The sequence below is a fragment of the Polaromonas sp. Polasp52 genome (genome assembly GCF_059491565.1).
Map to the genome: position 1 here is coordinate 1,137,823 of NZ_CP168513.1, position 26,357 is coordinate 1,164,179.

The window sequence follows — 26,357 nt, forward strand, 5'->3', positions numbered from 1 at the left end:
TCCTTTGCTTGCAGGCAGTCAGCCCATGATCATGACAATCGCCTGGCTGGGCGCCAGCACCGCGCCCACCCCATTGCCGGCATTCTGCTTGGTGGGGTCGCCAAGCTTGACGGCCGGGTTGCCCTCCAGCTTGACCTTCATGCTGCCCATGATGAACTCGGTCTCCCCCATCATCTTTCCCGACACCACACCGCCGGCCACGCCCCCCTGGTCGCCGTTGCTCATCGGGATCTTTGACGCCTTGGTCAGCGCCGGCATGCCGCCTATCAAGACCTTCATGGTGCAGGGATTGCCCATCATGGGCATGGCGATGTTCGGGTAGGGAATGGGAACCGGCGGCGCGGGCGGCGCGGGCGTCTTGCAGACGTCGGGCATGGCCATGCACTGGCCGTTCTGTTTGGTGACTGCGAACATGTTTGTTGTCCTTTTCGGCCGGCTCAGCCGAGGTCGATTTTTTCGGCGTCTATCTTGACCTGGCCTTCGGCGACCACGCTGGCGTGGCGCGACTTCAGGTGAAAGCGCTCGGCCACCTGCAGGCGCATGCGGCCGGCGCGGGACTCGTCGAGATTTTCCGTCCAGCGAAAGCTGTTGGTCGCCTTCTGCACCAGGCGGCCCACGGTGGAGGTGACGGCCTGCGCGACCGTGCGCACGCTGCCCAGGCTGGCGCTGAGCTCGCCGACCGTCGACACGAGGCGGTTGAACTTCAGCTCCCCTTGCGCCGCCGTCACATCAAGCTGCGGCGCCTTCATGGACACGCTGCGCGAGCCTTCCAGGCCGATGTCGCTGGCGACAAAGGCCAGCGCGCCCGCATCGGCGCGTATGCGCGCGCCGCCCGGCAGCGCCAGCACGCCATGCTGCGCATCGGCACGCGAGAGCACGGCCAGGATGTAGGGCACGCAGGTCAGGCCCACGGCAACGCCCTGGCACACCAGCACGGTGTCGCCGCATTCGGGCTCGACCAGGCAGCTCTCGGCGCGCAGCGCGCGGTCGGCACCGGCGGTGCCGGGGGCCGTACCCAGAAAAAACCATTTGTCGGCCCGGCCGGTCACGACGGCGGCCATCAGGCCGGGGACGGTTTGCGGCAGGGGGGAAGCGGAAGGCAGGGAAGCATTGGACATGGCGTTCTCTTTCTCAAAAAAGTTCAGGCGGCTTGCCAGCGCTCGGCGCGCAAAAGTTTCTCATCGGTCTCACGTGCGCCGCTACGGTTGGCGCCGTCCCAGCGCGTGCCCTTGTCGAGCATGGCGTGCAGGTTGGCGTGGCTCATATCCGCGCGGCTGAAGTCGGCGTTGGACAGGTCGGCATGCGACAGGTCGCAGTACACCAGGCCCGCGCCGGCAAAGCTGGCATCGGCGGCCTTGATGCGCTGCATCACCGACATGTGCCAGCGTGAGCCGTCGCAGCGCGCGCCGCTGAAGTCGGCGTCGCTGGCGTCGGCCATCTCAAAAACCGCGGCACCCAGGTTGGCGCCCGCCAGGCTGGCCCCCATCAAGGCCGTGTAGGTGCCCTGCACACCGGCGAGCCGGGCTTTTTGCAGCTGGGCGCCCATGAAGCTGGTCCGGTCCAGCGCCAGTCCCGAAAAATCGGCGGCCTGGAGATTGCAGCCGTTGAGGATGGCCATGGTCAGGTCGCACCCGGTGAAGCGCTGGCCCTCCAGGTTGCAATCCTTCAAATAGGCCTGCACCAGTTGTGTCCGTTCAAAACGCACGCTGCGCAGGTCGGCAGCCATCGCCACCCAGCGTGTGAGGTCGGCGCCCGTGAAGTCGGTGCCGGCCAGCGTGCAGCCGTCGCACGCCGCCTTGAAAAACTTCGCGCCAGCAAATTGCGCGGCGCTGAGGTTGGCGGCATCCAGCGATGCGTGGCTGAAATCGGCGCCCTTGGCCTTGGCGCCGCTCATGTCGGCCTTCGCCCAGCTCGCGTGCGAGGCATTGGCCGCCTCCAGCCTGGCGCCCGCCAGGGCCGTGTCCTGCATCTGGGTGGCCGACAAGTCGGCGCCCGAGAGGTTCGCCCCCGAGAGGTCGCAGCCTTGCCAGACACTGCCGGCGAGCTTGCTTCCCGACAGGTCGGCGTTGGCCAGCCGCACCTTCTCCAGGTGGCAGCCGGTGAAATCCACACCCGACAGATCGGCGCCCGACAGGTCGGCGCCGGCCAGGTGGCGGCCTTGGGCCAGCCGGGCCAGCGCGTCTTTTACATCCATGGTGTTTCCCCTGCTGCGGCCATTCAAACCACCGGCTTTCTGACCAGGAGAATGGTCTGGTCGATGTTGGAGCCCTCCAGGCTGGCGATGGTCGGCGTGGTGTCATAAAAGTCCACGCCGTAGAGATTGGCCTTGCGCAGCAGCGCGCGTTCAGTCGTGGCCTTGCGCAGCGAGCCCTTGTGCAGGTTCACGCCGGTGAAGTCGGCGCCGCTCAGGTCGGCCTTGTCAAAGCGAGCGCCCTTGGCCGATGCGCGGCCGAAGTTGGCGCCCGCCGCCTGGGTGCCGCTGAAGTCGGCGTTGTCGAGCACGGCGCCGCCGAAAGCCGCGCCGGCCAGCATGGCGCCGCCCCAGGCGGCACGCTCAAGCTGGGCACCCGGCAGTTGCGCCCCGGCAAACTGGCTGCCGCCATCGGCACGCGAGGCGCGCAGGCTGGCGCCGGCGAAGTTTGCGCCGCTCGCGTCGGCCCGCTGAAAATCGGCGTTGTCGCCGTTCGCGCCGGCAAAACTCGCCTTGCCCACCTTGGCGCCGGCGAAAGCGGCGCTCGTCAGGGTGGCGCGGGCAAAGTCCGCGCCGGCCAGGTCGCCGTCGGCAAAACTGGTGCGCAAAGCCGTGCAGCCCGCGGCTTTCAGGCCGGCCATTTTGGCGCCGTCAAAGACCGCATCGCTGAGTTTGGCGCCTGCCACGCTGGCCGCGGAAAAGTCGGCGCCGGTGAAGTCGGCCTGCGACAGGTCGCTGCCGTCCAGGCGCGCCTGCTTGAACATCGCCTGGCCCGCGCCGGCACCGGCCAGCTTGGCCCCCTGCAGGTCCGCCTCGCTGAAATCGCCGCCTTGCAGCAGGGCCTGGCTGAAGTCGGCGCCGGCCAGCTTGCTGCCCGCGAAACTGGTGCTTTCGAGCAAGGCGCCCGAAAAATCGGCGGCGGCGAGGTCCAGCGCCGAAAGGTCCAGCCCCGAAAGGTCGTACGAGGCAAAGCCCTTGCCGGCCGCATGGCGCGCCACCACTTCCTCGCGCGTCAGTTTTTGCGCCACGGCAGCCGCTGTCTCGGGCATTTTTGGCATCTCGGGCAGGGAGGGCAGCTTCACGGGCGCCGACGCGGACTTGACCGCCGCACCCGCGGCGGCGAGCGCCGCAAACACCGGGCCGGTGTTCGCAGGCCCATGGATGCTGCCGGCGCCTGGCGCGGCAAGCTCCGGCCGGGCATCGAGCTGCTTTTGCACGTCCTGCTCGGTGATACCGCTCTTGCGCATCGCGTCCCGCGTCTGCGCTTCAAGGTCCTTGACGGCACCTTCCAGCTCCGCAATATCTCCCGAAGGAGGCGTCGAAGGCGGCGGTGTCGCGGCGGCAATGTCGGCGTCGCTGATGTTGTGCTGTTTCATCAGCTCGCGGACCTCGCCTTGCAGGTCCTGGGCCATTTTCTCGACCTCGGCGAGCGAAGGGGCCGGCCCTTCGACCGGCGGCTGCAGGTGGGGAGCCATGTCGGCTTCGGTGATGCCGTGCTGGCGCATCAGGTCACGCACCTGGCGCTCCAGCGCCACGGCCTCTTCCCTGACCTGCACCAGCGCCGGGTCCATCGCGGGCATGGCCACGGCAGGCACGGCCACGGCCCCAAGGGCCGGCATGGCGGCGGCCGCTGCCGCGGCAGGCGCGGCCGCTTGCGGTACTTCGGCAGGCGGCGCAAGTTCCGCCGGGACCGCGGCCTGGGGGGCCAGCTGCTTGAGGAACATGTCGTGGTAATGCGCCAGCGGCAGCGGCGCGCTGCGCAGGTCTTCCCAATCGGCCAACAAATGCAGCACATCGTCGGCGTCTTCGTCGGCCACGGTGGCCAGCGCGCGGAACAGCACGATGCCGCAGCCCTGCCCCGGAAACAGCCAGACGGTTTCGGCGCGCGCCGTGACTTCGACGAACTCTTCACCACCGGCCGCGCGCCGGTTGATGAAGCAGCGCGCACGGACCTGCGGCAGGGCCGAGCTGAGCACGGCGCGTTGCGGATGCATGTTGTGGACCACGATTTTTTCATCGCCGCGGAAGAAGCCGGCCAGGCGCTGGTCGGGTGGCGCCACGTTGAAATAGGCAGGCTGGGTGTCATCGGGCAGGTGCGGCCAGGTTTTTGCGAGCCAGGCGTCGTTGAAACTGCCGAGCTGCCGCTTGCGCAGCGGCGAATCGGGCGGCAGCGACCAGAAACCGGCGGCGGGCGCTTCATCACCGGGGCGCAGCACGAGCTTGGCCATGTGCTCCACATTCGGCAAGGGCAGGCCCTCGCTGCCGTCGGCGTTCTTCAGTTTGACCAAACCCTTGCCCAAAGGGTTGTCCAGGGAAGCCGGGCCGCCAAAAGCCGTCTGCGGGCTGATCGCCATCTGCGTGAACGGTTTCGGCGTGCTGGCGATGCCCAGCGCGTTGAAATGCCGGTCGCCGCTGACACGCAGCGTTTTGGACAGGCTGCCGAGCTGCACGCTGACGGCCACCTCGGGCGCGGCCACGCCCGAAGGCGCATGCGCGGCGCCGAACACCAGGAACTCGCCGGCCGGCTTGGGCAGGCCCTCGTCCATGATGGCGTCGCTGCCTATCGCCTCGGCCGCGACTTGCCACATCTGGGCTTCGGGCAGCAACGCCGCGCCCGGCGTTTCGTCGAGCGCGAAGAAGGCCATCATGCCCACTGAAAGCTGGTTCTGGCGCGCAAAGCGGATGCCGCGATGCAGCAGGCCCAGCGAGTCTGGTTTGAAAACTTTCATGGCTGTGCGCTCAACCCAGCTGGATCAAGGTGCCGGTCACCGCCACCCGCGCAGGGGTGACAAACAGGCTGGCGCCAGGCGAGGACAGCCCGCATCCATTGGCGCCCATGGTGAGCGAGGAACCGCTGGCATTGGCCTTCAGGTGCGTAGGGGTCAAATCCATCGTGACGGCCGGAGAGCCTGTCAAAGTCGCGCCGCCGACCACCTTGAGTTCCAGCTTTGCGGCGCCCGATGTGGCGGTCATCCCGGCAGCGGCAAGCTTGACGCTGCCGCCAGCAGGCTGCGTCAGGCTGATCTCGCCGGCCGGATTCAAGGTGGCCAGTGTGCCTGCCGCCGATGTCAGGTCCAGCGAGGTAGGAAGTGTTGTGATGTTGGTCGTCAGATTGATGCCGGAACCCTTGACTTCAATTGCCGCGCCAACGGTATTGGAGGGAAAGGTAGGCCCAATCCCACCCGCGGGATTGGGATTCGGAAGACCTGCATTGATGGTGACACTGTCGGTAGACAGATACACCCGGCCCTGCGAGGTTTGCGTGAACGGTATCGCCGTGAGTTCGATGCCCTGGTTGTTGAGCTTCATTTGGCTGGTGTAAGCCGCTTTCGGCTTGGTCAATTCAGCCAGTGAAGTCGCCAGGCTGGACAGCACCCGGTTGACCGTGACCGCGGTGCCGACACCGGACGCAATACCCAGGCCCCGCGCCGCCCAATGACCACCGCTGGTGTCGTTAAAGGCAAGTTTGCCCTTGTCGTCCATTTTCGAGGCGCGGTTCATGGCCACACCCGCGGCCACAGCGCTGGCCAGGTTAAAACCCACGGTCAGGGCCAAGGCCGTCTTGATGGTGGTCTTTGCCGAAGCCACGGCCGCCGACAGCAAGGCCGCCTGCCCGCCGGAAATTTCCACGCCCTCGTTGCCCTGCAGGCGCGCCACGTCCTTCAGGGAAATGCTTTCCGAGTCGTCCAGGCTGATGCTGCGGCCGAATTTCCAGGACATGTCGGCGCCATAGGACATGGCCGTGCTGGTGCCCACGGTGATCTTGTTGGCGATCGAGGCCGCCACCGAGTTGTCCACCGACAGCCCGATGGAGTTGTTAAAGCCCAGCTTGATCGCATTGCTGGTACCCACGGTGATGCTCTCGGAGCTGCCGCCGGTGGACGCAAAAATACCCGGATATTCCTTGGTGCCGCCGGAATCCGCTTTGTCACCTTTATCGCCCTTATCACCTTTGGCGCCGGTCGCACCAGTAGCGCCAGTGGCGCCAGTAGCGCCGGTGGCACCGGTGGCACCCGTCGCGCCGGCGGCACCCGTGTCGCCCTTGGCGCCCGCGGCGCCATCCTTGCCGTCTTTCCCGTCCTTGCCCACGGTGCTGCGGCGGCCTTCCGGATTGCCGATCACCAGCGCGCTGTTGTTGAACGGCGAGGTGATGTAGACCACCTCCTTGCCCTGGGTGTCATCCATCAGGATCTGGTTGCCGCCGGCGGTCGTGACCAGGCTCTGCGCCGGGTTCTTGTTGTTCACCATGCTCGGGTTTTCCGAGTTGGGCACCGCGTTGACGATCACCGGCTGGTCGGGGTCGCCGTCCACAAAGGAGAGCAGGACCTCCGCGCCCTTGTGCAGGGGGAAGTGGATACCGTGGCCGTGGCCCGCGTACGGGGTGGCCATGCGTATGCGCGCCGATCCCTTGTTCGGGCCCTTGCCGGTGCGGCTGAAGGGCAGCTGCACCTTGTACTGGCCGAGTTCGTCCATCTCGGCATACTGGCCGCTGCCTTCGGCGTCAACGATCGCGCTGATCGTGCCGGCCACATGCGGCCGGATCATGGAACGCTTGGGGCGGAACTGCACGTCGGCCGGGATGGCGCGGAACTTCGAGCTGTAGCGGGTTTCGCCCGCCGCGTCCTCATAAGCCGTCTTGATGCCGGCCAGCAGCACACCGGCCTGCGAGCCCTGGTGCTCGATCTCGGTGACCAGGTATTTGCCGTTGAAGTCGCTGCGGTAGTGCCCGGCCATGCGGATGAAATAACCGCTGCGTATGCCGGTGGCGGTGGCACTGCCGGTGAAGATTTTTCCCTCGCAGAGGATTTCCTGGGCCCGCAGCTTGGCGTAACGCAGGCCTTCTTCCTGCGTGAGGAAGTTTTCGCCGTACAGCATCACGTCGCCCATGCCGGCGTCCGACACCGGCGCGGACTGCTTGAGCGGGACCGCGGCGTTCAGGTAGTTAAAGCCCTGCAGCACCACCTGTTTGGGCAGGGGTCTTTGCCGGCAGGCGAAATCCTGCACCGAGTCCTTGGCTTCGCCGCTGGCGAGGTTCTCGACCGGCCGGTAGGTCACCGCGCGCACGTCCGCGGGCTGTTTGATCGAGGCATCGACCAGCAGCAGTTTTTCCTTGTCGCCGCTGTGGTCGAAGCAGTAATAGATGCCTTCCTTTTCCATCCAGCGCGTGATGAAGTCCAGGTTGGTTTCCTGGTACTGGCAAACGAAGTCGCGCTCGCGGTACTCCCCGGCCAGGCCCTTCTGGTAGTCGGCGGAAGACAGCCCGCTGTCCTTGAGCACCGTCTCGAGAATGTCCGGAATGCGCTGGCCGTCCAGGTGAACGTCGGAGGTGCGGAACTGGCCCAGGCGGTGCAGGCGCGGCGCCAGCACGGCGCGGTAGAACACCAGGTCGCCCACCTGGTGCAGCTGGTCGAATTCGGCGATGACGCCGTGGTAGGGCGTGGCCATGTCCTGGTCGCGCGAAAAAATCGTGAAGGTCGCCGGGTTCGACAGCATTTTGTCGAACTCGATGCCGGCGTTGTTGGACAGCAGCGTGAGCTCGAACGAAAAGTTCTGCGAGATCGCCTCGAAGCCCTTCATGTTGACGACCGCGAAGGTGTCATCGGCAAATCCGCCGGACTTGAAGGCGAAGCGTTTGTTCGCCGCTGTCAGGTTTTTATCAAGCGAAGTCATAAATTCCCTCTTTTTTCTTTCTGCCCTGCGTCAGTCAGGCCGCGGCGGCAAGGGGCGCGTCGGAAAACACGACCGTGAAGCCGGCGTCGGCATCCAGGCCCAGCGCGACCTCGCCGGCCTGCACGCCCGTGCTCATGCGCGCCAGGATTTCCTGGGACATCAGGGGCATGATGGTGCTGCGCAGGATGAAGTCGACGTTGCGCGCACCGGTCTCGACCTCGGTGCAGCGCGCGGCGATCTGCGCGACCACCGCGTCGCTGTAGGTAAAGCGCATCTTGTTGTTGTGCGCCAGGCGCTTGACGATCTTGTCCAGCTTGAGCCGCACGATGCCGGCCAGCGCGTCCTGCGCCAGCGTGAAGTAAGGAATCACCGTCATGCGCGCCAGCAGCGCCGGCTTGAAGTGCGCCGACAGGATGGGCCGGATCGCCGAGAGCAAGGTCGCGGCGTCGGGCTTGTCCTCGCCGGCCGTCATTTCGGTGATGACGTCGGTGGCCAGGTTGGAGGTCAGGAAGATCACCGTGTTGGAAAAATCGATGTCCTTGCCTTCGCCGTCGGAGAGCATGCCCTTGTCGAAGACCTGGTAGAACAGGTTGAGCACGTCGAGGTGGGCTTTTTCGACCTCGTCGAGCAGCACCACCGAATAGGGGCGCTGGCGCACCGCCTCGGTCAGCACGCCGCCCTCGCCGTAACCCACATAGCCGGGGGGCGAGCCTATCAGTCGGCTGACGTTGTGCTTTTCCTGGAACTCGCTCATGTTGACGATGACGGTGGACTTTTCGTCGCCGAACAGGATGTCGGCCACCGACAGCGCGGTCTCGGTCTTGCCGACGCCCGAGGGGCCGGCCAGCAGGAACACGCCCAGCGGCTGCTGCGGGTCGCGCAGGCCGGACTTGGCGGTCTTGAGCACTTCGGCGATCTGGTGCATGGCGTGGTCCTGGCCGCGTATGCGGCCGCACAGCACGGACTCCATGCGCATGACGCTCTCGGCCTGGTCGCGCAGCATCTTGCCGACCGGAATGCCGGTCCAGTCCGACACCACCTTGGCGACCACGTCCGGGTCCACGTCGACGCGCACCAGCGGGTTGGTGCCCTGCGCCGTCTCGAAGGCCTTGCCGGCCTCGGCGACTTTTTGCGACAGCGCCTCGAGTTCGGCCGGCGTGGCATTCGCGGCCTTGGCGGCCAGGCTGGCGGCGCGCGCGGCCAGCAGCGCGTCGGCCGCGCCTTTTTGTTTGTCCCACTCGGCCTTGAGCACCTCGGCCTCGGCGGCCAGCGTGGCCACCAGGCCGGCGATGGCGTCCAGGCGCTCGCTGTCGACCGGCTGGTGGTTGTCGCGGTCGCGCTCCAGGCCGCGCTGCTCGCGCGCCAGGGCCTGCATCTGGCGTTCCTTGTCCTCGAGCACGTCGGGCTTGGCGCTTTGCAGCACCTTGACGCGCGCGCAGGCGGTGTCCAGCAGGTCCACGGCCTTGTCGGGCAGCTGGCGGCCGGTGATGTAGCGGCTGGAGAGCTCGGCCGCCGCGACGATGGCGTCGTCGCGCATCACGACGCGGTGCACGTCCTCGTATTTTTCCTTCAGGCCGCGCAGGATGATGACGGCGGTGGCAAGGTCGGGCTCGTCGAGCTTGACAGGCTGGAAGCGGCGGGCCAGCGCCGGGTCTTTTTCGAAATACTTTTTGTACTCGGCCCAGGTGGTGGCGGCGATGGTGCGCAGCTCGCCGCGCGCCAGCGCCGGTTTGAGCAGGTTGGCCGCGTCGGAGGTGCCGGCCTGGCCGCCCGCGCCTATCAGCGTGTGGGCTTCGTCGATGAACAGGATGATGGGTTTGGCCGAGCCCTTGACCTCGGTGATCACGCCCTTGAGTCGGTTCTCGAACTCGCCCTTGACGCTGGCGCCGGCCTGCAGCAGGCCCATGTCCAGGCCCAGGATGGTCACGTCCTTGAGCGAATCGGGCACGTCGCCGTCGACGATGCGCAGCGCCAGGCCTTCGACCACCGCGGTCTTGCCGACGCCGGGGTCGCCGACGCAGATGGGGTTGTTCTTGCGGCGCCGCGCCAGGATGTCCACCATCTGGCGGATTTCCTTGTCGCGCCCGAACACCGGGTCTATCTTGCCGTTGCGCGCCTTGTCGGTGAAGTTTTCGCAAAAGCGCGCGATGGCGCTGCCTTCGCCGCCGGCCGCCGCCTGGCCGCCGGGCGTGCCGCCTTCCGCGGCGCCCGGGGTTTCCTCAATCGAGGCGCCGCAGGTCGCGCCGAAGCCGCTCAGCAGGCTCTCGCGGTTGAGCGCGCGCAGCGGCTCGGCGTAGTCGCCGGTGGCGTAGTAGCTGGCGCGCGCCAGGAAGGCCAGCAGCACGGCGCCGGAGCGTATGCGGGCCTCGCCGAGGTTGACCGAGGCGATCAGCCAGGCGTCCTGCATGAGCTCGAGCAGCAGCGGCGAAAACGCCGGCTTGCCGGCATTGCCGGTGCGCATGTCCTCCAGGGCGCGGTCTATGCCGCGCTTGACCAGCGCCGCGTCCACGCCGTTCTGGCGCAGCAGCAGCGCGACGTCGGCCTGCACGTTGTCAAACAACTTGACCAGCAGGTGTTCGACGGTGATCTCATAGTGGCTGCGCGAGACGCACAGGCCCACGCCGTCTTCCAGCGCCTGCTTGGTGAAGGCATTCAGGCGTCCGACCAGGGGTTTTAATTCGACCAGCAGCATGATGTTTCTCTTTCTTGCGGTGTATGAAGAAGGGATGCCGAAAATTAAAGGGTGAACTGCACGCGGGTGGGCTGGCGCACGCGCTCGGGTGTGAGCCAGGTGTCCAGCCCCAGGCGCGTCCAGTTGGTGGCGGCCGATTCCGGCGCGGCATCAAGCACGTCCAGCGTGCGCGCGGCGCGGGCGTCCTCGTGCCGCAGCTCGAGCACGATGCGCACCTCCAGCGGGTCAATCAGGTAAAAACGCACCAGGAACTCCAGCCGCTCATGGCCGGGCGTGCCGGGCAGCAGCTGGTGGAAGGAGTCCTCGGGGAGGTCGCTCAGGGTGATGGTGATGCTGCCGCTGTAGTCGTCGATCTGGCTGCCCAGGTAAGTCGTCTCGCCGAGCTCATGGGCCTGCTGGCCCAGGCGCAGGCGCTGGTCGGCCGGGATGGGCACGTGCTGCAGCGTGCAGCACTCGACCCAGACCTTGGCCGGCCTGAAGGCATCGGCCAGCAGGGTGTGCAGGCCCGAGGCCGAGCGCGGGTGCATGTTGAAGAGGCCGGCGTAGCGCAGCAGCCCGTCGGCGGCGGGCAGGCCCGCGCGCAAGTCGCCGTCGCGCAGGCCGATGAAGGCATAGAGCTGGTCCAGCACGCCGGCATCGCCGTCTTCCACCACGCGGTCCTGCAGCCGGTGCTTGCGCCAGGCGTCGAACAGCAGCGGGTACATCGCATGGTGGATGACGTCCAGGAAGTCGCGCGTGGCGTGGCGGCCTTCGCGTTCTTCCTCGAACAGGTCTTCGGTGTAATACGTGGGCAGCGGCGAGGCCACGCCGTAGAGGCCGAAGAAGTTGGCCGTGATGCGGTAGCCGCCGGCGTCGCGCGGCTCTATGCGCTCGATGTCGTTTTCGGGAAAGCCCAGGCTCAGCCGCGGCCGTATGCGCAGGCTGTCGGTGGGCATGCCGCGCGCCTTGCCGAACAGGCGCAGCAGGCGTATGGCCTGGAAGTAGGAGAACCTCTCGCCGTGGGCGAGGAGTTGCTCCTCTACAGCAGCGGCTGCTGACCCAATCTTGGCGGCCATTTGAAGACTGCTCCTGTGAAAGCGTCTTCAAGCTCGACGCGGGTGTAGGAATTGATGCCGGCGTAGTCCCCGATGAAACGGTCCAGGACGCAGCCGAACAAATACATGTCGCCGATGCCGGCGAAAAAATCGAGCCGGCACTTGATGCGGATCTGCTGGCCGCGCAGCAGGCTGCCGCGCCCGACCAGCCGCGTCTCGGGCGTGGCGGTGACTTCCTGGATGCCGTCGATGCGCCGGCGGTTGGCGGTTTCCGGGCCCTGCTCCTGGCGCTCGGAAAACACATAGAGGTTCAGCAGCTCGCGCAGGTTTTCGGCGCTGGCGACGGACAGGAAGTTCAGCGAGACATGCGAAATCAGGCGCCAGAGCAAGGCCTCGCCCGAGGGCGGGTTCAGCGGCGCGGTCATGGGCCGGATGTTGCGAAAGCTCATGCGGTCGGGGGAACTGCTGGTGGGCCGGCTCAGGTCGCCGAGCTTGAGGCTTTCCGGCAGCTGGCGGTTGGTGCAGGTGATGCGCACCGACAGGGTCTCGGGCAGGGGCAGGTCGCCCGGCGGGTAGGCCACCGACAGGAAAACCTCGCTGCCCCGCCCCACCGTGGCCTGGCGCAGCGTGGTGCGGTAGCTCAGGGTGTTGCTGCCGTCATGGCGCAGCATGCCGAAGGGCACGTAGCTGCGCTCGCGCGAAGCCCCCTGCTGGTAGCCGACGACCTGGTCCACCGAGTAGATCTGGTAGTGCTGGCGGTTGGCGGCCTCGGGCATGAGGCGGTATTCGCTGGCGCGGTGCTCGTGGTTGACCGGGTCGGCCGCGTGCTCGAACAGGTTGACCACGGGCACGATGTTGAGCATGAAGCTGTCGCCGCGTATCTCCGGCATCCAGTCGGGGATCTGGTCCAGCAGCACGGAGACTTCGAACAAGGGGCCGCTGCCGCCGGCCAGCGCCCTGTCCAGGCCCACGATGTCGATGAAGAGGAATTTCTCGGGCAGGACAAAAAATTCCTGCAGGCTGCGGTAGCCCTGGAAGGCATGGCTGGGATAAGGCAGCAGCTCGCTGTCGAAGCCGGCCTGGCGCAGGGCCTTGGGGCCGAGTTCGGCCACCGTGCCGTCGCCGCGCGTCAGGCTCACCGCCTTGACGTGGTTGGCCAGCAGCAGCAGCAGCTTGGAGGCCTCGGTGTAGCCGCCGCCCAGGAAAAGGCGCAGCGAGGGCGTGGTCCATTGCGCGACGTCCAGCCCGCCCTGCAGCGCGAACTTCAGGACCAGCCGCGGCGCCTGGCCGGCGCCGCTGGCCAGGCGCGCGCTTTCGAGCGCGACCGGATGGACCTGCAGCTCGGTGCAGGTGCGAAAGCGGCAGGGCGTGCCGTCCACCGGCACGGAATCGATCTTGGTGCCGGCGGCGACGCGCACGCTTTCGGCCAGCATGCCCTTGGGCTCGAAGCTGACCAGGGTGCTGGCGGGAATCGGGCGCAGGTAGTGGGGGAACAGCAGGTTGGCCAGCTCCTGCACGAACTCGGGGAATTCGTCGTCCAGCTTCTGGCGCGTCAGGCCCGTGAGGAAAGCGACGCCTTCGAGCAGGCGCTCCACGTCGGGGTCGGCCGAGGAGCCGGCCAGCATGGGCGCCAGCGCGGGGTTGGCCTGCGAGAACTCGACGGCCAGTCCCTTGAGCTTGTTCAATTCATCTTCGTAATACCGATTGAACATGTTGTTCTTCTCTCGCTCAGGGGAACAATGAAAGGGCCGTTAAAAAATCAGTTGATGTTGACCTTGCCGTTTGCGCCAACCGTGGTGGAGAGCTGAAGCGGAATCTCGCGGTCATCCACTTCAAGCCGGCCTTCCAGCGCGAACCGGATGGACAGCACGTCGGTAGACTCCCGGCTCATCACCACGCGGGGCGACTTGATGCGGGGTTCGTACTTCAGCACCATGCGGCGGATCTCTTCTTCAATATCGCCGGTGGAACCCGCGGTGAGCCCGCCGGCGATATTGGTGAAGTCGGGCACGCCGAAGAGGGGATCGAGCTGCACGCTGCCTTGCCGGGTATTGAGCAGGCGAAGAAGGTGGTTGGTGACCGACCGGACAAGAATATCGACCTGCGTCTGGTTGGTGCGTTGTCCACCATCTTCCCAGGCCGCTATTCTTTCCAGCAGTCGCCGCTCCTTCACCGTTGTTGTCTCTCTACTCAGCCGGGTCGGCGTGCCGCTTGCCCGTCATTACTTCGGAGCGAGCCAGGAATCTTCTGCCTCGATGCCGTCCGGCTCGAAGGTCCAGGTGATCTTCTCGTAGGTGAAGGAGATGTCTTCCATGTGGCCCATCTGCTTGTTGTCGGGGTTCAGGCAGTTGGGCGTCCAGGACCTGGCGTTGGTCAGGATGGCCGAGGACAGCTTGACCGTGTAGTACTTTTCTTCCGTGCCCTTGGGGGAGATACGGTAGAACTCCAGGCTCACGCTCTTGAGCTGCTCGCCCGAGGTCAGGGCCTGGAACAGCTTGGGCGAAGCCTTGTCGATTTCCTTGGTGACCGTCATGGGGCAGTGCACGCGCTTGCCGGTGGGCAGGCCGGTCTGCGGGCTCTTGGGGATCTCGATGACGTGGTCCACGGCTTGCACGAGGATCTTGCCTTCGTGGCCCTTGACCTTGACGGAGCCTTCGATCTTCCCTTGTTTTTCGCCTTCGAGGATGAGGTAGCATGGCATTGGCATGATGATTTCCTTTAAGTTGGTACTGTCGTAAAACTGTTTCAGATTCGCTCAAGGCCCCCGCAACAATCAGCGGGGCTTGAACCTCTTTACCACCCCGCCCCTTGGCTACCCGGGTGATCTGCACATCTCTTAAACATCTGCTCTGTGCATGACCTGTATTCTGGAAGGCCCCTGTTTCGGGTCCATGTCAGAAGCCAGGCGGCAAAGTTACAACCGAAATACAGGCGTTTCCCCCTCGGGAAACCGCCCGCCCGGCGTCACTTTTTCTCGAGCTTCCCAACGAGAGACAGGCTGAAGGACGCGCCCATGTACTTGAAGTGCGGACGAACCTTGAGGTCGACGCGGTACCAGCCTGGATCGCCTTCGACGTCAGCCACGGTGATCTCCGCCTGGCGCAGGGGCCTGCGGCTGCGCACGCCCTCGCCCGGGTTGTCCATGTCGGCCACGTACTGGCGTATCCACATGTTCAACTCGCTTTCGAGGTCGGCACGCTCTTTCCAGGTGCCGATGTTCTCGCGCTGGATCACCTTGATGTAGTGGGCCAGGCGGCTCACCACGAACATGTAAGGCAGCTGGGTGCTGAGCTTGTAGTTGAGCTCGGCTTCCTTGCCTTCCTTGCTGTTGCCGAAGAACTTGGGCTTTTGCGCCGAGTTGGCCGAGAAGAAGGCCGCGTTGTCGCTGTTCTTGCGCATGGTGAGCGCGATGAAGCCCTGCTCGGCGAGCTCGAACTCGCGGCGCTCGGAGATCAGCACCTCGGCGGGGATCTTGTTCTGCAGCTCGCCCATGGACTCGTAGGTGTAGACCGGCAGGTCTTCCACCGCGCCGCCGCCCTGCGGGCCGATGACGTTGGCGCACCAGCGGTAGTCGGCGAAGCTGCCGGTCAGGCGCGAGGCGAAGGCGAAGGCCGCGTTGCCCCAGAGGAAGCTGTTGTTGCCGCCGGAGACGTCTTCCTTGTAGTTGAACTTCTTGGTCGGCACCGTGTCGGCGCTGTAGGGCACGCGCAGCAGGAAGTGCGGCAGCGTCAGGCCCACGTAGCGCGCGTCCTCGGTCTCGCGGAAGGCGTTCCACTTGACGAACTGCGGGCCCTCGAAGACCGAGGCCAGGTCCTTGAGGTTGGGCAGCTGTTCATAGGACTCGACGCCGAAGAACTCGGGCGCGGTGGCGGCGATGAAGGGCGCATGGCCCATGGCCGCGACGCTGGCCATGTACTGCAGCAGCTTGATGTCCTGGCCGCCGGGGCCGAACTCGTAGTTGCCGATCATGGCGCCGAAGGGCTGGCCGCCGAACTGGCCGTATTCGGCCGTGTAGAGGTTTTTGTAGAGGCCGGACTTGGTGATGTCGGCCGCGTCCTGGAAGTCGTCAAGCAGCTTGCTCTTGCTCACGCTGAGCATCTGGATCTTCACGTTCTCGCGGAAGTTGGTGCGGTCGACCAGGAATTTCAGCGAGCGCCAGGCCGACTCCAGCTTCTGGTAGTCGGGATGGTGCAGGATGGAGTCGACCTGCGCGCAGAGCTTTTTGTCCAGGTCGGCGATCATGTCGTCGACCGTGGCCTGCGTGACGCGCTCGACCGAACGCTGGGGCTCCAGCAGCTGCGAGACAAAGGCCTGGATGCCGTGGCGGGTGATGGAATAGGCGTCGTCGCCCTGCTTGATGCGCGCGGAGTTGACCAGCTGGTCGAGCAGCGAGCCGCCCGCGTCTTCGGCCGCGCCTGGCGCCGCTTCTGTTTGCTTGTTGGTTTCAGCCATGATGGTTCCTTCGGTGCGGTTCTTTTATTGGTCTTTGACGCCGAGTTCGGACATCAGCCGCGCGCGCACGCCTTCGTCCTGCACCAGCTCCTGGACCTTCTTGCGGAAGTCCGGAATGTTGCCCAGCGGCCCTTTGAGCGCCTTCAGGGCGTCGCGCAACTCGATCATCTGCTTGAGCTCGGGCACCTTGTCGACGATGGCGTCGGGCGAGAAGTCGTTGATCGAGCTGAAGTCGATGTTCATGGCCAGCACCGCGTCCTTGTCGGCCTTGGGATCCAGCTTGTTGGGCACCGACATGCTCAGCGACAGCTTTTGCGCCTTCAGGACTTCGTTGAAGTTGTCCTTGTCGATGTTGATCGGCTTCATTTCCTCCAGCGGCGTCTCGTCTTCACGCAGGGTGTAGTCGCCCATGACCAGCAGCTTGAGCGGCAGCTCAACCTCGGCCTTGGCGTCCCCCGTGGCGGGACGATAAACAATATTGACACGCTCTTTTGGTGCTACTGACCCATCGGTTGCCATGGTGGTTTCCTTCGATTCGTGAGGGTTGAGTGGAGGTCACAGCTGTTAAACACCTGTAACAAGTCGAAAACGATAGTACTCGATATCCTTTGATTTAAACAGCCATGTTTCAGCCGTAATACGGGGGGAAAGCAGGGGGCGTGGACCGCGAAAAGCATGCGGCAAAATGAGCCGGGCCGAGCCATATACCTGTAGCACGTTTGTGCGACAAAAATCATCGGCACCACGGCATAGCGATGCGAGGCGCCACAGTGTCCCGCCTTGCCCGCCGGCGGGGCATAGGAACAACCCTAGGCCGCGGCGCTGCAAGCGCCGCGATGGAAATATTTGCCGGCGCGCGGCGCGGCAAAACCGCAACACCGCAACACCGCGCGCTGCGGCGCAACCCCTCAGTTGAAGGTGACGCCGGCCCAGCGCACCCGGCCCAGCACCGCGAAGTCGCGGTCGGCCGACTCGTGGCCCTGGATGTCGAAAGGTTCGTAAGCCGGGTTGTAGCTGCTGACCCGCAGGATTTTCCCGGGCAGGCGCTGCAGCCTTTTCATCAGCAGCGCGCCGTCCAGCCGTATCAGATGCACGCCCTCGGTCAGCGCATCGCGGTCGCGCAGGTCCGCCAGCACCGCATCCCTGGCATGCAGCCACGGCTCCATGGACGCGCCCACCACGCCGAACATCGCCAGGTCGTCGTGCGCGATGCCCAGGTCGTAGCGTATGAACTGCGCATCGAAAGGCCGCATGGCCAGCACCGAGTCGGCGTCGGTGAAGGCGGCTCCCTCCGCCTGCTCGCGCAGGTCGAACAGCGGGACGTAGATCAGCTCATCGAGCTGTACCGCGCGCACGCCGTGGGGCACAGCCGCGGACCGGCCCGCGTCCTGCGCCTGGCCGCCCAGCAGCTGCGTCGGCGTGGTGTTGTATTCGCGGGCCAGCACTTCCAGCTCGAAGGCATCGGGCAGGCTGTCGCCGCGCTCGACGTTCCAGATGGTGTTGCGGTGGACACCGACCGCTGCCGCCACGTCGTTGATCTCGCGGGCGCCGCGCGCGGCCCGGCAGCGCTGGCCGAACTGCTGCATAAAAACATTGCGCGCCTCGGTCCTGACGGTTTTGACCTCCTCCTTGCTGGCGGCCGCCGCGGCGTGGTAGCGGTACCAGGCCACCGGCTCATCCGCCTTGACGGGCGACACCGAGGCCAGGGGATAGGGCTGGTTGGCGTTCTGCGCGCCAGGCGCTTTTTCCGTAGGCGCCTGGTCGGAAGGCGCCGCGTCTTTTGTGCTCATGAACACTATTTTGTGTCAATGAACACAGACATGCAAACCTCAACCCCCTTGATTTACCCAATATGCATAAAAATATAAGCAATACTCATAACTATGGGCCAGCCCGCGCTTGACTTCAGGCCTTGCAAGCTGAAAATAGTGGACATGAGCATAAATAAAACAACAATCTCACAGGAAGATATGCACCCCGCCGACGTCATTGCTGCCTTGCGCAAGCGCGGCACCAGCCTCCGCAAGATCGCCCACGACAACGGCTACAGCCACATCCAGCGCGTGCTCACCAGCCCCTGGCTGGCGGCCGAACAGCTGGTGGCCAAAGCCCTGGATACCACGCCCCAGGCCTTGTGGCCCTCCCGCTACCGCGACCCCGCGGCAAGAACCCTGGCTTTCCGGCAAACCCGCAAGATCACGGTGACCATGCCCAGCGCCCGCGACAGAGCGGCGGCGCCTGGGGCGCCGGCCGGCGGCCGGCCCAGCCGCACCCGCAAGCCCTGACATCAAAGGAAGCCCCATGCTGCTTTCCAGCAAGGACATCAAGCTGCGCATCTACCTGCGCACCCGTGAAGACGAGCTGGTTCTGGTTGAGCTGGAGCGGGAAGACCTCGAAAAAGCCGCCATCGGCAAGACCCAGTTCGCCGAAGAGCAGCTTCATCCCATCCGGCTGCTGCATTTCGAGCTGGCCTGAGGGCGCGCGGCCACCCCCGGGGCCTCAGAGTGCGCCGGGATGCGAGTCGTACTCGCCATGGTCTATGTACTTGATCTGCATGCCGGCCCGGGCCAGCTCGGCGATGCGCGAAGCGACACGCCGGTAGAACTCGCCCGCATCCGCCAAGGGTCCTATGGTTTGATTGAAGGTCATGTCCTGACCGGCTTCCTTGAGGATGTATTCCCCCGATGGCTGAAGCTTCACCTTGAGCAGCGCGAGCATCTTTGTTGTCCTCCTTGATTGGCCATGGCGTCCGCCCCCACTGCGGCGGGGAGGCACCAGATTGCTCAGTGCCCACTTTAGACCTCAAGGCGGGTCAGGCTCTGTAGGAAAACACCTTCTTTGGCCTAACCGGCACGATCATCACGGGAAAAGCTGGTACTTAGGACTTATTCAGCGCCATAAGCCGACAGTCGCGACCCTGGGTTCTTATCGCAAATCCCCATGCCCGGTCGCCCCCCGGTCCAGCGGATCCACCACCACTTCGTAGATTTCATTGATGCGCCAGACCGGGCTTTCATAGGCGGCCTGACCCCGCACCTTGACCAGAAAGGAACTGCCGCGCTCCCGGGCCTCCAGTGTCAGCTCGCACGAAAAATCGATGCTCCCGGCATCCGTCGAGATCGCGCTGACCAGTTCATGGCCCGCCAGCGAGAGCCGGTGCTCGCAACCCCGCGGCAACAACTGCTCCACCTCATAGGTCCGCATCACGATGGCCGCGATGCGGCCTATCAGCTCAGCCACGACGGAATCGGGATTGGAAACCATCAGGGGATGCATTTTGGGCATTCTCCTACAAGGCCCAAAGAAACGAGAAGCTATATTCATCTGGCGGCTTGTCATGAGCCGCTCCCTCCCTCGCTGGCCTTGCCAGCTTCCACGCCCGGTTTGTCCCGGGCTTTTTTTTGCCATGGGGACTTGTGAGCGCGCGTGCCGGCCGACACGGACCCGATGCCGGCGGCAGATGGCCGCGACGTCCTGCAACAATAGGCAATGACAAAAAAAGCAATCCCCGCCTGGACCTGGCTGGCCGCCGCAGCCATTTTGTTTCCCTTGTTTATCCAGCTCTCCCGCGGCATTTACCGCGACCTGGACCCGATCTACGACTCACGCGGTATCCTGGGGTCGCTGCCCCTGCCGATCTCCATCGCGGCCTGCGTGGCCGGCATCCTCGCGCATGCGCGCAGCCTTGGCACGGCAAGGCCGGCCATGGCCTTCATCGCCGCCTTTGTGGGCGCCATGGCGGCATCCTTCGCCTTTGCGCAAGGCACGCCGGACGGCCAGACGGCAAAGCTGCTGTACGCCGCGCAAACCCTGCTGCCCACCATGGGTTTCATGCTCGGGCTGTTTCTGGCCGCCGAGCGCAAAACGATTGCCAGTGCCTTTTTCTGGGTGCTGCTGGTGCTCTTGCCCTTGCAACTGCTGGCCGGGTGGCTCCAGGGCGGCTTGATGCTGACGAATTATTTGTATGTCTTCAGCATTTACCAGCACATCCAGTTCGTGCCCATCGTTCTGGCCGTGGCATTCGGCTTTGTCATGGTGCACCAGTGGGAGCGCCAAAAAAACCTGATGCGCGTCCTGGCGGCCGTCACCGGGATTTATGTGCTCGCCAGCGGCGCTTTTCTGGCCATCGGCTTTTACGCAGGATTCCTGTTGCTGTTTTTCGGCGTGGCGGTACTGAAGCGCTCGCACGGCCATGCGAAAGGCCTTCTGGCCATCGCCGCCGGCATCGCGGCGGCAGTGCTCCTGGGCAGCCTGTACTACGGCAAGGTCAAGGGCGATACGGACCGGTTCGGCAACGCCAATACCTACGTGCAAAAGTTCCGGGACGTGGCAGAGGGGAAGCTGCCCGGCAACATGGCCCAGCGCCTCAGCGACTGGAAGCTCTACGGCGGCTGGATCAGCGAAAGCCCGCGCAGCCTGCTGTTCGGCCACACCAAGCCACCCTCGCGCGAGGTCATCACCAGCGCGCACAACTGGTACCTGGACCTCGTCTACAACCTTGGCCTGGTCGGGCTGCTGCCCGTGGCGGCCCTCATAGCATTGACCGCGCGCAAGCTCTGGCAGCAGCGAAAATCCCTGCCCGCTGAAATCTGGTGGCTGGCGGGCATGGCCGCCTTCATGGTGCTGGTCGACAGCAATTTCAAAGTGACGCTCAGGCAACCCTATCCCGGCATATTCGCCTATTTCCTGTGGGGCTTGCTGTTTGCGCATTTGCAGGGCGCTGATGATGCCCGGCGCAAGGCCCAAGCCACCTGAACCGCCGGAAACGAAAAAGCCCCGATTTACGGGGCTTTTAAGGCATTTCTCAGACCAACCTGGGTTGTTCCGGATGCAAATTTGGCGGAGAGGGTGGGATTCGAACCCACGGTACCTTGCGGTACGCCTGATTTCGAGTCAGGTACATTCGGCCACTCTGCCACCTCTCCTAGAGTGAACCCGCAATTCTAGCAGGCCCTGGCCCCTATTTTCCGGCGGGGGTCAGCACCTTGATGCCACCCATATAGGGCTGCAATGCAGCCGGCACGGCGACCGAGCCGTCGGCCAGCTGGTAGTTCTCGAGCACGGCCACCAGGGTGCGGCCCACGGCCAGGCCCGAGCCGTTGAGGGTGTGGACGAACTCGTTCTTGCCTTGCGCGTTCTTGAAGCGGGCCTGCAGGCGGCGCGCCTGGAAGGCTTCGCAGTTGGAGACCGAGCTGATCTCGCGGTAGGTGTTCTGCGCGGGCAGCCAGACTTCCAGGTCGTAGGTCTTGCTGGCGCCGAAGCCCATGTCGCCGGTGCACAGCAGCATGACGCGGTAAGGCAGGCCCAGCTTTTGCAGGATGGCTTCGGCATGGCCGGTCATGGCCTCCAGCGCCTCGTAGCTTTTGTCGGGATGGGTGACCTGCACCATCTCGACCTTGTCGAACTGGTGCTGGCGGATCATGCCGCGCGTGTCGCGGCCGTAGCTGCCGGCTTCGGAGCGGAAGCACGGCGTGTGGGCGGTGAACTGCAGCGGCAGGTCGGCTTCGGCGACGATTTCATCGCGCACGAAATTGGTCAGCGAGACCTCCGAGGTCGGGATCAGGTACAGCGAAACGCTTTCGGCTTCGGCCGCGCCCTCCTGCCCGCCCTTCTTGACGGCGAACAGGTCTTCTTCAAACTTGGGCAGCTGGCCGGTGCCGCGCAGCGAATCGCCGTTGACGATGTAGGGCGTGTAGCACTCGGTGTAGCCGTGCTCCTGGGTCTGCACGTCGAGCATGAACTGCGCGAGCGCCCGGTGCAGGCGCGCCAGCTGGCCCTTCATGACGGTAAAACGCGCGCCCGTGAGCTTGCTGCCGAGCTCAAAATCCAGGCCCAGGGGCTGGCCCACGTCGACGTGGTCCTTGACCTCAAAGGCAAACGCGGCCGGTTCGCCGCCCGGGCCTTCGATGGGGCTCCATTTGCGCACCTCGACATTGCCGGCTTCGCCCGCGCCCTGCGGCACGCTCTCGTGCGGCAGGTTGGGCACGGCCAGCAGCAGGGACTGCATGTCGGCCTGGATCTGCTCCAGCCGGGTGGCCGAGGATTCAAGTTCGGCCTTGGAGGCGCTCACCTGCGCCATCACGGCGCTGGCGTCTTCGCCCTTGGACTTGAGCTGGCCGATCTGCTTGGACAGGGTGTTGCGCTGGTTCTGCAGCTCTTCGGTGCGGATCTGCAAGGCCTTGCGTTCGGCCTCCAGGGCCTGGAAGGCCTCCACATTGAGGAAGGTTTGCGGGGTCTTGCGGGTTTCCAGCCGGGCAATAGCCGACGGCAGGTCTTTGCGGAGCAGGTTGATGTCTAGCATGGGGCCATTGTATTTTGTGCGGCCCGCCCGCCTGATTCTTCAGTTCAGGCTGGCCGGGTCCAGGTTGGCGCCGCAGATGATGAGGCAGATTTTTTCATCGGCGCGCGGGCGGTAGCGGCCGCTTTGCAGCGCGGCCAGCGGCAGGGCCGCGGCGGGCTCGACGGCCAGTTTGAGCTCTTTCCAGAGCCAGAGCTGCGCCGCGCGTATGGATTCGTCCGTCAGCAGCAGCGCGTCGCGCACATGGGCCTGGGTGACTTCCCAGGCCAGGCTGCCGATTCGCCGGGCACCCAGCGAATCGGCGGCGATGCCGCCGACGGCGACATCCACCGGTTCGCCGGCCTCGCGGGCCTTGAAGAGTGTGGGCGCGAGTTCGGGCTCCAGGGCGACCACGCGGCTGCGCTGCCCGAACCAGCCGGCCACGCCGCCTATCAGGCCGCCGCCGCCCACGCTGACCAGCACCGAGTCGGGCACACCGCCCTGCTGCTCGATTTCCGCGGCCATGGTGCCGGCGCCGGCCAGCACCTCGGGCTGGTCGTAGGCATGGGTGAGCAGCGCGCCGCTTTCCTGCTGGCGCGCCAGGCAGGCCTTGAGCGCATCGGCGTAGGCCGCGCCCGTCACCACCACCTCGGCGCCCAGCGCGGCCAGCTTGGCGCGCTTGGCGGGGGGCGAGACCTCGGGCACAAACACCTCGCAGCGCACACCCAGCTCACGGGCCGCGGCCGCGGTGGCGATGCCGGCATTGCCGCCCGAGGCGACGATCACGCCGCTCGCCGGGATGGGATTGGACAGCAGGCGATTGAGCATGCCGCGTGCCTTGAAGCTGCCGCCGGTCTGCAGGTGCTCCAGCTTGAGCCAGACCTCACCGCAGTCCACGCCCAGCGCCTTGCCGGGCAGCTGCCACAGCGGGGTCTGGCGGATGAAGTGGCTGTAGCCGGCCTTGAACGCGCGCAGGCAGCGCTCGATGTGATCGCGATCGGTCATGAGTAAGGGGATCAGGTGAGTTGGTGGAGCTGGCTGTCGTTGACTTCCAGCATGTGGCCCTGCGCGTCCAGCTTCAGGCCCTTGGGCAGCGGGAACTTGATGGTTTCCTCGATGCCGTCCATCTTGCGCACCGACACCGCGCCCAGCGCCTTGATGCGGTCTATCACCTGCTTGACGAGGATCTCGGGCGCCGAGGCGCCGGCCGTCAGGCCCACCCGGCCCTTGCCCTCGAACCAGGATTCCTTGAGCTCGCTGGCATCGTCGACCATATAGGCTTCGGTGCCCAGCTTGGCGGCGAGTTCGCGCAGGCGGTTGCTGTTGGAGCTGGTCGGGCTGCCGACCACGATGAGGATGTCGACCTGCGGGCTCAGCACCTTGACGGCGTCCTGCCGGTTCTGCGTGGCGTAGCAGATGTCCTGCTGCTTGGGCTCGCGCACCTGCGGAAAACGCTGTTTCACGGCGGCGCTGATCTCGGCCGCGTCGTCCACGCTCAGCGTGGTCTGCGTGACCACGGCCAGGCGCTCGGTCTGGGCCGGGGTGATGCGCCAGACGTCGGCCGCGTCCTCCACCAGGTGGATGCCGCTCTCAAGCTGGCCCATGGTGCCTTCGACCTCGGGATGGCCCTTGTGGCCGATCATGATGAACTCGTAGCCTTCCTTGTGCAGCTTGGCGACTTCCACATGCACCTTGGTCACCAGCGGGCAGGTGGCGTCGAAAATCTGGAAGCCGCGGCGCTCGGCCTCCTTCTGGATGGCCTGGCTCACGCCATGGGCGCTGAACACCAGCGTGGCGCCCGGCGGCACGTCGTCCAGTTCTTCAATAAAGATCGCGCCTTTTTCCTTCAAATCGTTGACGACGTAAGTGTTGTGCACGATTTCATGGCGCACGTAAATCGGCGCGCCGAATTTCGTCAGCGCACGCTCGACGATTTCAATGGCGCGGTCGACGCCGGCGCAAAAGCCGCGCGGCTCGGCCAGCAGGATTTCTTGCGGGAGTTTTTTCGATTCAGTCATAGGATGCCGATCACTTGCACTTCAAACACCACGGGCTGGCCGGCCAGCGGGTGGTTGAAGTCGAACTGCACCGCATCGCCGCCTTCCTTGACCTGCTGCACCGCACCGGCGTACTGGCCCATGCCGTCGGGCGTGGGAAACTGCACCACGTCGCCGACCTTGTACTGCTCGTCCGGGTCGCCCAGTTCATTGAGCAGCTTGCGCGCCACCCATTGCACGAGCTCAGGGTTGCGCTCGCCGAAGGCCTCGCCGGCCGGCAGCTCGAAGGTGGTGCGCGTGCCTTCGGGCAGGCCCAGCAGGCGCTGCTCGATGGCCGGCGACAGCTCGCCCGTGCCCAGGCTCAGCGTGGCGGGTTTGCCTTCAAAGGTGTTGATGATGTCGGCGCCCGGCTTGCCGTCCACCGAAGGCCCGGCCATGCGGTAGTGCAGGGTCAGGAAGGAGCCCTGCTGGATCAGGGGGGCTGCGGAGAGTTCCACGGTGGACATAAGGCGGGGGCTTTCGGGGCCGGCCGGAACGGCGGGCCAGTGTTTGTAAACTGCCTCTATTGTAGAAAGGACGGCCCGGCCGGGCCAAACCCGGTTTTTTGGCCTTTTTTGCGCGGTGGCCTCCCTGGCCGCTCCCTGCCAGCCCACAACAAGAGATCGATCCATGATCCTGAAAGACCTGCCCCAAGACAGCCGCCCCCGCGAAAAACTGCTGGCCCGCGGCCCCGGCGCGCTCAGCAACGCCGAACTGCTGGCCCTGCTGCTGCGCACCGGCATCCCCGGCAAAAACGTGCTGCAGATGGGCCAGGAACTGCTGGATACCTTCGGCGGCGTGGCCGGCCTGCTGCACGCCACGGCCGCGGACCTGCAGCGCATCAAGGGACTGGGCGGCGCCAAGCGCTCGCAGCTGGTCGCCGTGCTGGAACTGGCCCGCCGCGCGCTGGCCGAAAACCTCAGCCAGAAAACCCTGTTCGACACGCCCCAGGCCGTGCGCGACTACCTGCAGCTGCAGCTGGGCAGCCGGCCGCACGAGGTCTTCGCCATGCTGTTCCTGGACAGCCAGAACCGGCTGATCGTGCTCGAGGAGCTGTTTCGCGGCACGCTGACCCAGACCTCGGTCTACCCGCGCGAGGTCGTCATACGCGCCCTGGCCCTGAACGCCGCCAGCGTGGTGCTGGCCCACAACCACCCCAGCGGCTGGGCCCAGCCCTCGCGCGCCGACGAGGCGCTCACGCACAACCTCAAGGCGGCGCTGGCGCTGGTGGACGTGCGCGTGCTGGACCACTTCGTGGTGACCAGCACCCAGGCGGTGTCCATGGCCGAGCTGGGAATGCTGTAAGGTAAGTCCATGAAATCACCCGCCCTCAAAAGCCTGCAGGACCTCAAGGCCGTCAAGCAGGCCATCGAAACCCGGGCCCGGCTGGAGAAAGAAGCCGCCGCCGCAAAGGCCGCCGCCGCGGCCAGAGCCAAGGCCGAAAAAGAACTGTTTTCGCGCGCCGTCGGCGCCGTCAAGTCCCTGCCCGCCAAACACCTGCCCGGCCACAAGGCCGCGCTGCCGGTGCAACAGGCCGCGCCCATCCCGGTGCAGCAGCAGCGCGACGAACTCGCGGTGATGCGCGAGGCGATCTCCGACGAGTTTGACGTGGAAACCCTGCTGGACACCGACGAGGCGCTGAGTTTCAGGCGGCCCGGCATGGGGCCCGACGTGGTGCGCAAGCTGCGCCGCGGCGGCTGGAGCATACAGGGCCAGCTCGACCTGCACGGCCTGCGCCGCGAGGACGCGCGCGAGGCGCTGGCGGATTTCATCAAGGACGCCCACAAAATGGGCTGGCGCTGCGTGCGCGTGGTGCACGGCAAAGGTTTGGGCTCACCGGGCAAGACGCCGGTGCTCAAGGGCAAGGTACAGAGCTGGCTGATTCAGAAGCAGGAAGTGCTGGCCTTTGTGCAGGCCAGGCCAGCCGAGGGCGGCGCCGGGGCGCTGGTGGTGTTGCTGGCGCAGGGCTGAGGCACAGCGTCGAACGGATGGAGAGACTAAAAAT

The 26,357-nt window shown here is 65.5% G+C and carries 24 protein-coding genes and 1 tRNA gene; 5 read left to right on the forward strand and 20 right to left on the reverse strand.

Going from position 1 to position 26,357, the window contains the following annotated elements; all coding sequences use genetic code 11:
- Positions 1-18 precede the first annotated feature (18 nt).
- From ACEN9P_RS05350 to ACEN9P_RS05410, 13 genes are all read right to left on the reverse strand, one after another.
- Positions 19-414 carry a PAAR-like domain-containing protein gene (locus ACEN9P_RS05350; protein ID WP_007863891.1) on the reverse strand — a complete coding sequence of 132 codons (396 nt, stop codon included), beginning with the start codon at positions 412-414 and terminating at the stop codon, positions 19-21.
- Between the two features lie 23 nt (positions 415-437).
- Positions 438-1,118, reverse strand: a complete 681-nt coding sequence (locus ACEN9P_RS05355; protein ID WP_495621333.1) for a DUF3540 domain-containing protein — start codon at positions 1,116-1,118, stop codon at positions 438-440.
- Between the two features lie 23 nt (positions 1,119-1,141).
- Positions 1,142-2,194, reverse strand: a complete 1,053-nt coding sequence (locus ACEN9P_RS05360) for a pentapeptide repeat-containing protein (RefSeq protein WP_495621334.1) — start codon at positions 2,192-2,194, stop codon at positions 1,142-1,144.
- A 23-nt stretch (positions 2,195-2,217) separates the two neighbouring features.
- Positions 2,218-4,920 carry a DUF2169 family type VI secretion system accessory protein gene (locus ACEN9P_RS05365; RefSeq protein ID WP_477664107.1) on the reverse strand — a complete coding sequence of 901 codons (2,703 nt, stop codon included), beginning with the start codon at positions 4,918-4,920 and terminating at the stop codon, positions 2,218-2,220.
- A 10-nt stretch (positions 4,921-4,930) separates the two neighbouring features.
- Positions 4,931-7,861, reverse strand: a complete 2,931-nt coding sequence (locus ACEN9P_RS05370; RefSeq protein ID WP_495621335.1) for a type VI secretion system Vgr family protein — start codon at positions 7,859-7,861, stop codon at positions 4,931-4,933.
- Between the two features lie 34 nt (positions 7,862-7,895).
- Positions 7,896-10,553 (reverse strand): type VI secretion system ATPase TssH, encoded by a 2,658-nt coding sequence (gene tssH, locus ACEN9P_RS05375; protein ID WP_495621336.1) that lies wholly within the window; start codon positions 10,551-10,553, stop codon positions 7,896-7,898.
- A gap of 44 nt (positions 10,554-10,597) precedes the next feature.
- Entirely contained in the window at positions 10,598-11,608 is a 1,011-nt protein-coding gene (tssG, locus tag ACEN9P_RS05380) for a type VI secretion system baseplate subunit TssG (RefSeq protein WP_477664110.1), read from the reverse strand.
- A complete protein-coding gene (gene tssF / locus ACEN9P_RS05385; RefSeq protein WP_477664111.1) occupies positions 11,572-13,299 on the reverse strand; it encodes a type VI secretion system baseplate subunit TssF in 1,728 nt (575 codons plus the stop codon). The genes tssG and tssF overlap by 37 nt, the downstream gene beginning before the upstream one ends.
- Positions 13,300-13,346: 47 nt before the next feature.
- Positions 13,347-13,760, reverse strand: a complete 414-nt coding sequence (tssE, locus tag ACEN9P_RS05390; RefSeq protein WP_007873556.1) for a type VI secretion system baseplate subunit TssE — start codon at positions 13,758-13,760, stop codon at positions 13,347-13,349.
- A 48-nt stretch (positions 13,761-13,808) separates the two neighbouring features.
- Positions 13,809-14,294, reverse strand: coding sequence for an Hcp family type VI secretion system effector (locus tag ACEN9P_RS05395; protein ID WP_477664112.1), 486 nt, complete (start codon positions 14,292-14,294; stop codon positions 13,809-13,811).
- A 257-nt stretch (positions 14,295-14,551) separates the two neighbouring features.
- Positions 14,552-16,039, reverse strand: coding sequence for a type VI secretion system contractile sheath large subunit (tssC, locus tag ACEN9P_RS05400; protein ID WP_007873559.1), 1,488 nt, complete (start codon positions 16,037-16,039; stop codon positions 14,552-14,554).
- 24 nt (positions 16,040-16,063) lie between these two features.
- The gene (tssB, locus tag ACEN9P_RS05405; protein ID WP_007873560.1) at positions 16,064-16,558 is read right to left on the reverse strand and encodes a type VI secretion system contractile sheath small subunit; all 495 of its coding nucleotides are present in this window, start codon (positions 16,556-16,558) and stop codon (positions 16,064-16,066) included.
- A 389-nt stretch (positions 16,559-16,947) separates the two neighbouring features.
- The gene (locus tag ACEN9P_RS05410; protein WP_477664113.1) at positions 16,948-17,829 is read right to left on the reverse strand and encodes an XRE family transcriptional regulator; all 882 of its coding nucleotides are present in this window, start codon (positions 17,827-17,829) and stop codon (positions 16,948-16,950) included.
- A gap of 180 nt (positions 17,830-18,009) precedes the next feature.
- Between ACEN9P_RS05410 and ACEN9P_RS05415 the strand changes: the two genes are divergently transcribed.
- Both ACEN9P_RS05415 and ACEN9P_RS05420 read left to right on the forward strand, forming a co-directional pair.
- A complete protein-coding gene (locus ACEN9P_RS05415; RefSeq protein ID WP_495621337.1) occupies positions 18,010-18,324 on the forward strand; it encodes a helix-turn-helix domain-containing protein in 315 nt (104 codons plus the stop codon).
- Between the two features lie 16 nt (positions 18,325-18,340).
- Positions 18,341-18,514, forward strand: coding sequence for a hypothetical protein (locus ACEN9P_RS05420; RefSeq protein ID WP_175456127.1), 174 nt, complete (start codon positions 18,341-18,343; stop codon positions 18,512-18,514).
- A 24-nt stretch (positions 18,515-18,538) separates the two neighbouring features.
- Here ACEN9P_RS05420 and ACEN9P_RS05425 read toward each other — a convergent pair whose 3' ends face one another.
- Both ACEN9P_RS05425 and ACEN9P_RS05430 read right to left on the reverse strand, forming a co-directional pair.
- Positions 18,539-18,757, reverse strand: coding sequence for a hypothetical protein (locus ACEN9P_RS05425; protein WP_074578065.1), 219 nt, complete (start codon positions 18,755-18,757; stop codon positions 18,539-18,541).
- Positions 18,758-18,964: 207 nt separating this feature from the next.
- Positions 18,965-19,315, reverse strand: a complete 351-nt coding sequence (locus tag ACEN9P_RS05430; RefSeq protein ID WP_477664115.1) for a hypothetical protein — start codon at positions 19,313-19,315, stop codon at positions 18,965-18,967.
- A 213-nt stretch (positions 19,316-19,528) separates the two neighbouring features.
- Here ACEN9P_RS05430 and ACEN9P_RS05435 point away from each other — a divergent pair, with 213 nt between their 5' ends.
- Positions 19,529-20,794, forward strand: coding sequence for a hypothetical protein (locus ACEN9P_RS05435; RefSeq protein WP_495621338.1), 1,266 nt, complete (start codon positions 19,529-19,531; stop codon positions 20,792-20,794).
- Positions 20,795-20,876: 82 nt separating this feature from the next.
- On the opposite strand, the gene ACEN9P_RS05440 is transcribed toward ACEN9P_RS05435, so the two are convergent.
- The 5 genes from ACEN9P_RS05440 to ACEN9P_RS05460 all read right to left on the reverse strand — a co-directional run bounded on the left by ACEN9P_RS05440 (position 20,877) and on the right by ACEN9P_RS05460 (position 24,819).
- Positions 20,877-20,964 (reverse strand) — tRNA-Ser (locus tag ACEN9P_RS05440).
- Between the two features lie 35 nt (positions 20,965-20,999).
- Positions 21,000-22,340: a serine--tRNA ligase gene (gene serS, locus ACEN9P_RS05445; protein ID WP_495621339.1), complete on the reverse strand. Its 1,341-nt coding sequence runs from the start codon at positions 22,338-22,340 to the stop codon at positions 21,000-21,002.
- Between the two features lie 39 nt (positions 22,341-22,379).
- Positions 22,380-23,321 carry a threonine/serine dehydratase gene (locus tag ACEN9P_RS05450; protein ID WP_495621340.1) on the reverse strand — a complete coding sequence of 314 codons (942 nt, stop codon included), beginning with the start codon at positions 23,319-23,321 and terminating at the stop codon, positions 22,380-22,382.
- An 11-nt stretch (positions 23,322-23,332) separates the two neighbouring features.
- A complete protein-coding gene (gene ispH / locus ACEN9P_RS05455; RefSeq protein WP_477664119.1) occupies positions 23,333-24,334 on the reverse strand; it encodes a 4-hydroxy-3-methylbut-2-enyl diphosphate reductase in 1,002 nt (333 codons plus the stop codon).
- Positions 24,331-24,819, reverse strand: a complete 489-nt coding sequence (locus ACEN9P_RS05460; protein WP_477664120.1) for an FKBP-type peptidyl-prolyl cis-trans isomerase — start codon at positions 24,817-24,819, stop codon at positions 24,331-24,333. Before ACEN9P_RS05460 ends, ispH begins: the two co-directional genes overlap by 4 nt.
- 163 nt (positions 24,820-24,982) lie before the next feature.
- On the opposite strand from ACEN9P_RS05460, the gene radC reads away from it, so the two are divergent.
- Entirely contained in the window at positions 24,983-25,657 is a 675-nt protein-coding gene (radC, locus tag ACEN9P_RS05465) for a RadC family protein (protein WP_477664121.1), read from the forward strand.
- Positions 25,658-25,666: 9 nt separating this feature from the next.
- Positions 25,667-26,323, forward strand: coding sequence for a Smr/MutS family protein (locus ACEN9P_RS05470; RefSeq protein WP_477701112.1), 657 nt, complete (start codon positions 25,667-25,669; stop codon positions 26,321-26,323).
- Positions 26,324-26,357 lie beyond the last annotated feature (34 nt).

Excerpts from the sequence above, each read along its gene's own strand:
- ACEN9P_RS05350 (WP_007863891.1), bottom strand. The coding sequence starts at position 414 with ATGTTCGCAGTCACCAAACAGAACGGCCAGTGCATGGCCATGCCCGAC.
- ACEN9P_RS05355 (WP_495621333.1), bottom strand. The coding sequence starts at position 1,118 with ATGTCCAATGCTTCCCTGCCTTCCGCTTCCCCCCTGCCGCAAACCGTC.
- ACEN9P_RS05360 (WP_495621334.1), bottom strand. The coding sequence starts at position 2,194 with ATGGATGTAAAAGACGCGCTGGCCCGGCTGGCCCAAGGCCGCCACCTG.
- ACEN9P_RS05365 (WP_477664107.1), bottom strand. The coding sequence starts at position 4,920 with ATGAAAGTTTTCAAACCAGACTCGCTGGGCCTGCTGCATCGCGGCATC.
- ACEN9P_RS05370 (WP_495621335.1), bottom strand. The coding sequence starts at position 7,861 with ATGACTTCGCTTGATAAAAACCTGACAGCGGCGAACAAACGCTTCGCC.
- tssH (WP_495621336.1), bottom strand. The coding sequence starts at position 10,553 with ATGCTGCTGGTCGAATTAAAACCCCTGGTCGGACGCCTGAATGCCTTC.
- tssG (WP_477664110.1), bottom strand. The coding sequence starts at position 11,608 with ATGGCCGCCAAGATTGGGTCAGCAGCCGCTGCTGTAGAGGAGCAACTC.
- tssF (WP_477664111.1), bottom strand. The coding sequence starts at position 13,299 with ATGTTCAATCGGTATTACGAAGATGAATTGAACAAGCTCAAGGGACTG.
- ACEN9P_RS05395 (WP_477664112.1), bottom strand. The coding sequence starts at position 14,294 with ATGCCAATGCCATGCTACCTCATCCTCGAAGGCGAAAAACAAGGGAAG.
- tssC (WP_007873559.1), bottom strand. The coding sequence starts at position 16,039 with ATGGCTGAAACCAACAAGCAAACAGAAGCGGCGCCAGGCGCGGCCGAA.
- tssB (WP_007873560.1), bottom strand. The coding sequence starts at position 16,558 with ATGGCAACCGATGGGTCAGTAGCACCAAAAGAGCGTGTCAATATTGTT.
- ACEN9P_RS05410 (WP_477664113.1), bottom strand. The coding sequence starts at position 17,829 with ATGAGCACAAAAGACGCGGCGCCTTCCGACCAGGCGCCTACGGAAAAA.
- ACEN9P_RS05415 (WP_495621337.1), top strand. The coding sequence starts at position 18,010 with ATGCACCCCGCCGACGTCATTGCTGCCTTGCGCAAGCGCGGCACCAGC.
- ACEN9P_RS05420 (WP_175456127.1), top strand. The coding sequence starts at position 18,341 with ATGCTGCTTTCCAGCAAGGACATCAAGCTGCGCATCTACCTGCGCACC.
- ACEN9P_RS05425 (WP_074578065.1), bottom strand. The coding sequence starts at position 18,757 with ATGCTCGCGCTGCTCAAGGTGAAGCTTCAGCCATCGGGGGAATACATC.
- ACEN9P_RS05430 (WP_477664115.1), bottom strand. The coding sequence starts at position 19,315 with ATGCATCCCCTGATGGTTTCCAATCCCGATTCCGTCGTGGCTGAGCTG.
- ACEN9P_RS05435 (WP_495621338.1), top strand. The coding sequence starts at position 19,529 with ATGACAAAAAAAGCAATCCCCGCCTGGACCTGGCTGGCCGCCGCAGCC.
- serS (WP_495621339.1), bottom strand. The coding sequence starts at position 22,340 with ATGCTAGACATCAACCTGCTCCGCAAAGACCTGCCGTCGGCTATTGCC.
- ACEN9P_RS05450 (WP_495621340.1), bottom strand. The coding sequence starts at position 23,321 with ATGACCGATCGCGATCACATCGAGCGCTGCCTGCGCGCGTTCAAGGCC.
- ispH (WP_477664119.1), bottom strand. The coding sequence starts at position 24,334 with ATGACTGAATCGAAAAAACTCCCGCAAGAAATCCTGCTGGCCGAGCCG.
- ACEN9P_RS05460 (WP_477664120.1), bottom strand. The coding sequence starts at position 24,819 with ATGTCCACCGTGGAACTCTCCGCAGCCCCCCTGATCCAGCAGGGCTCC.
- radC (WP_477664121.1), top strand. The coding sequence starts at position 24,983 with ATGATCCTGAAAGACCTGCCCCAAGACAGCCGCCCCCGCGAAAAACTG.
- ACEN9P_RS05470 (WP_477701112.1), top strand. The coding sequence starts at position 25,667 with ATGAAATCACCCGCCCTCAAAAGCCTGCAGGACCTCAAGGCCGTCAAG.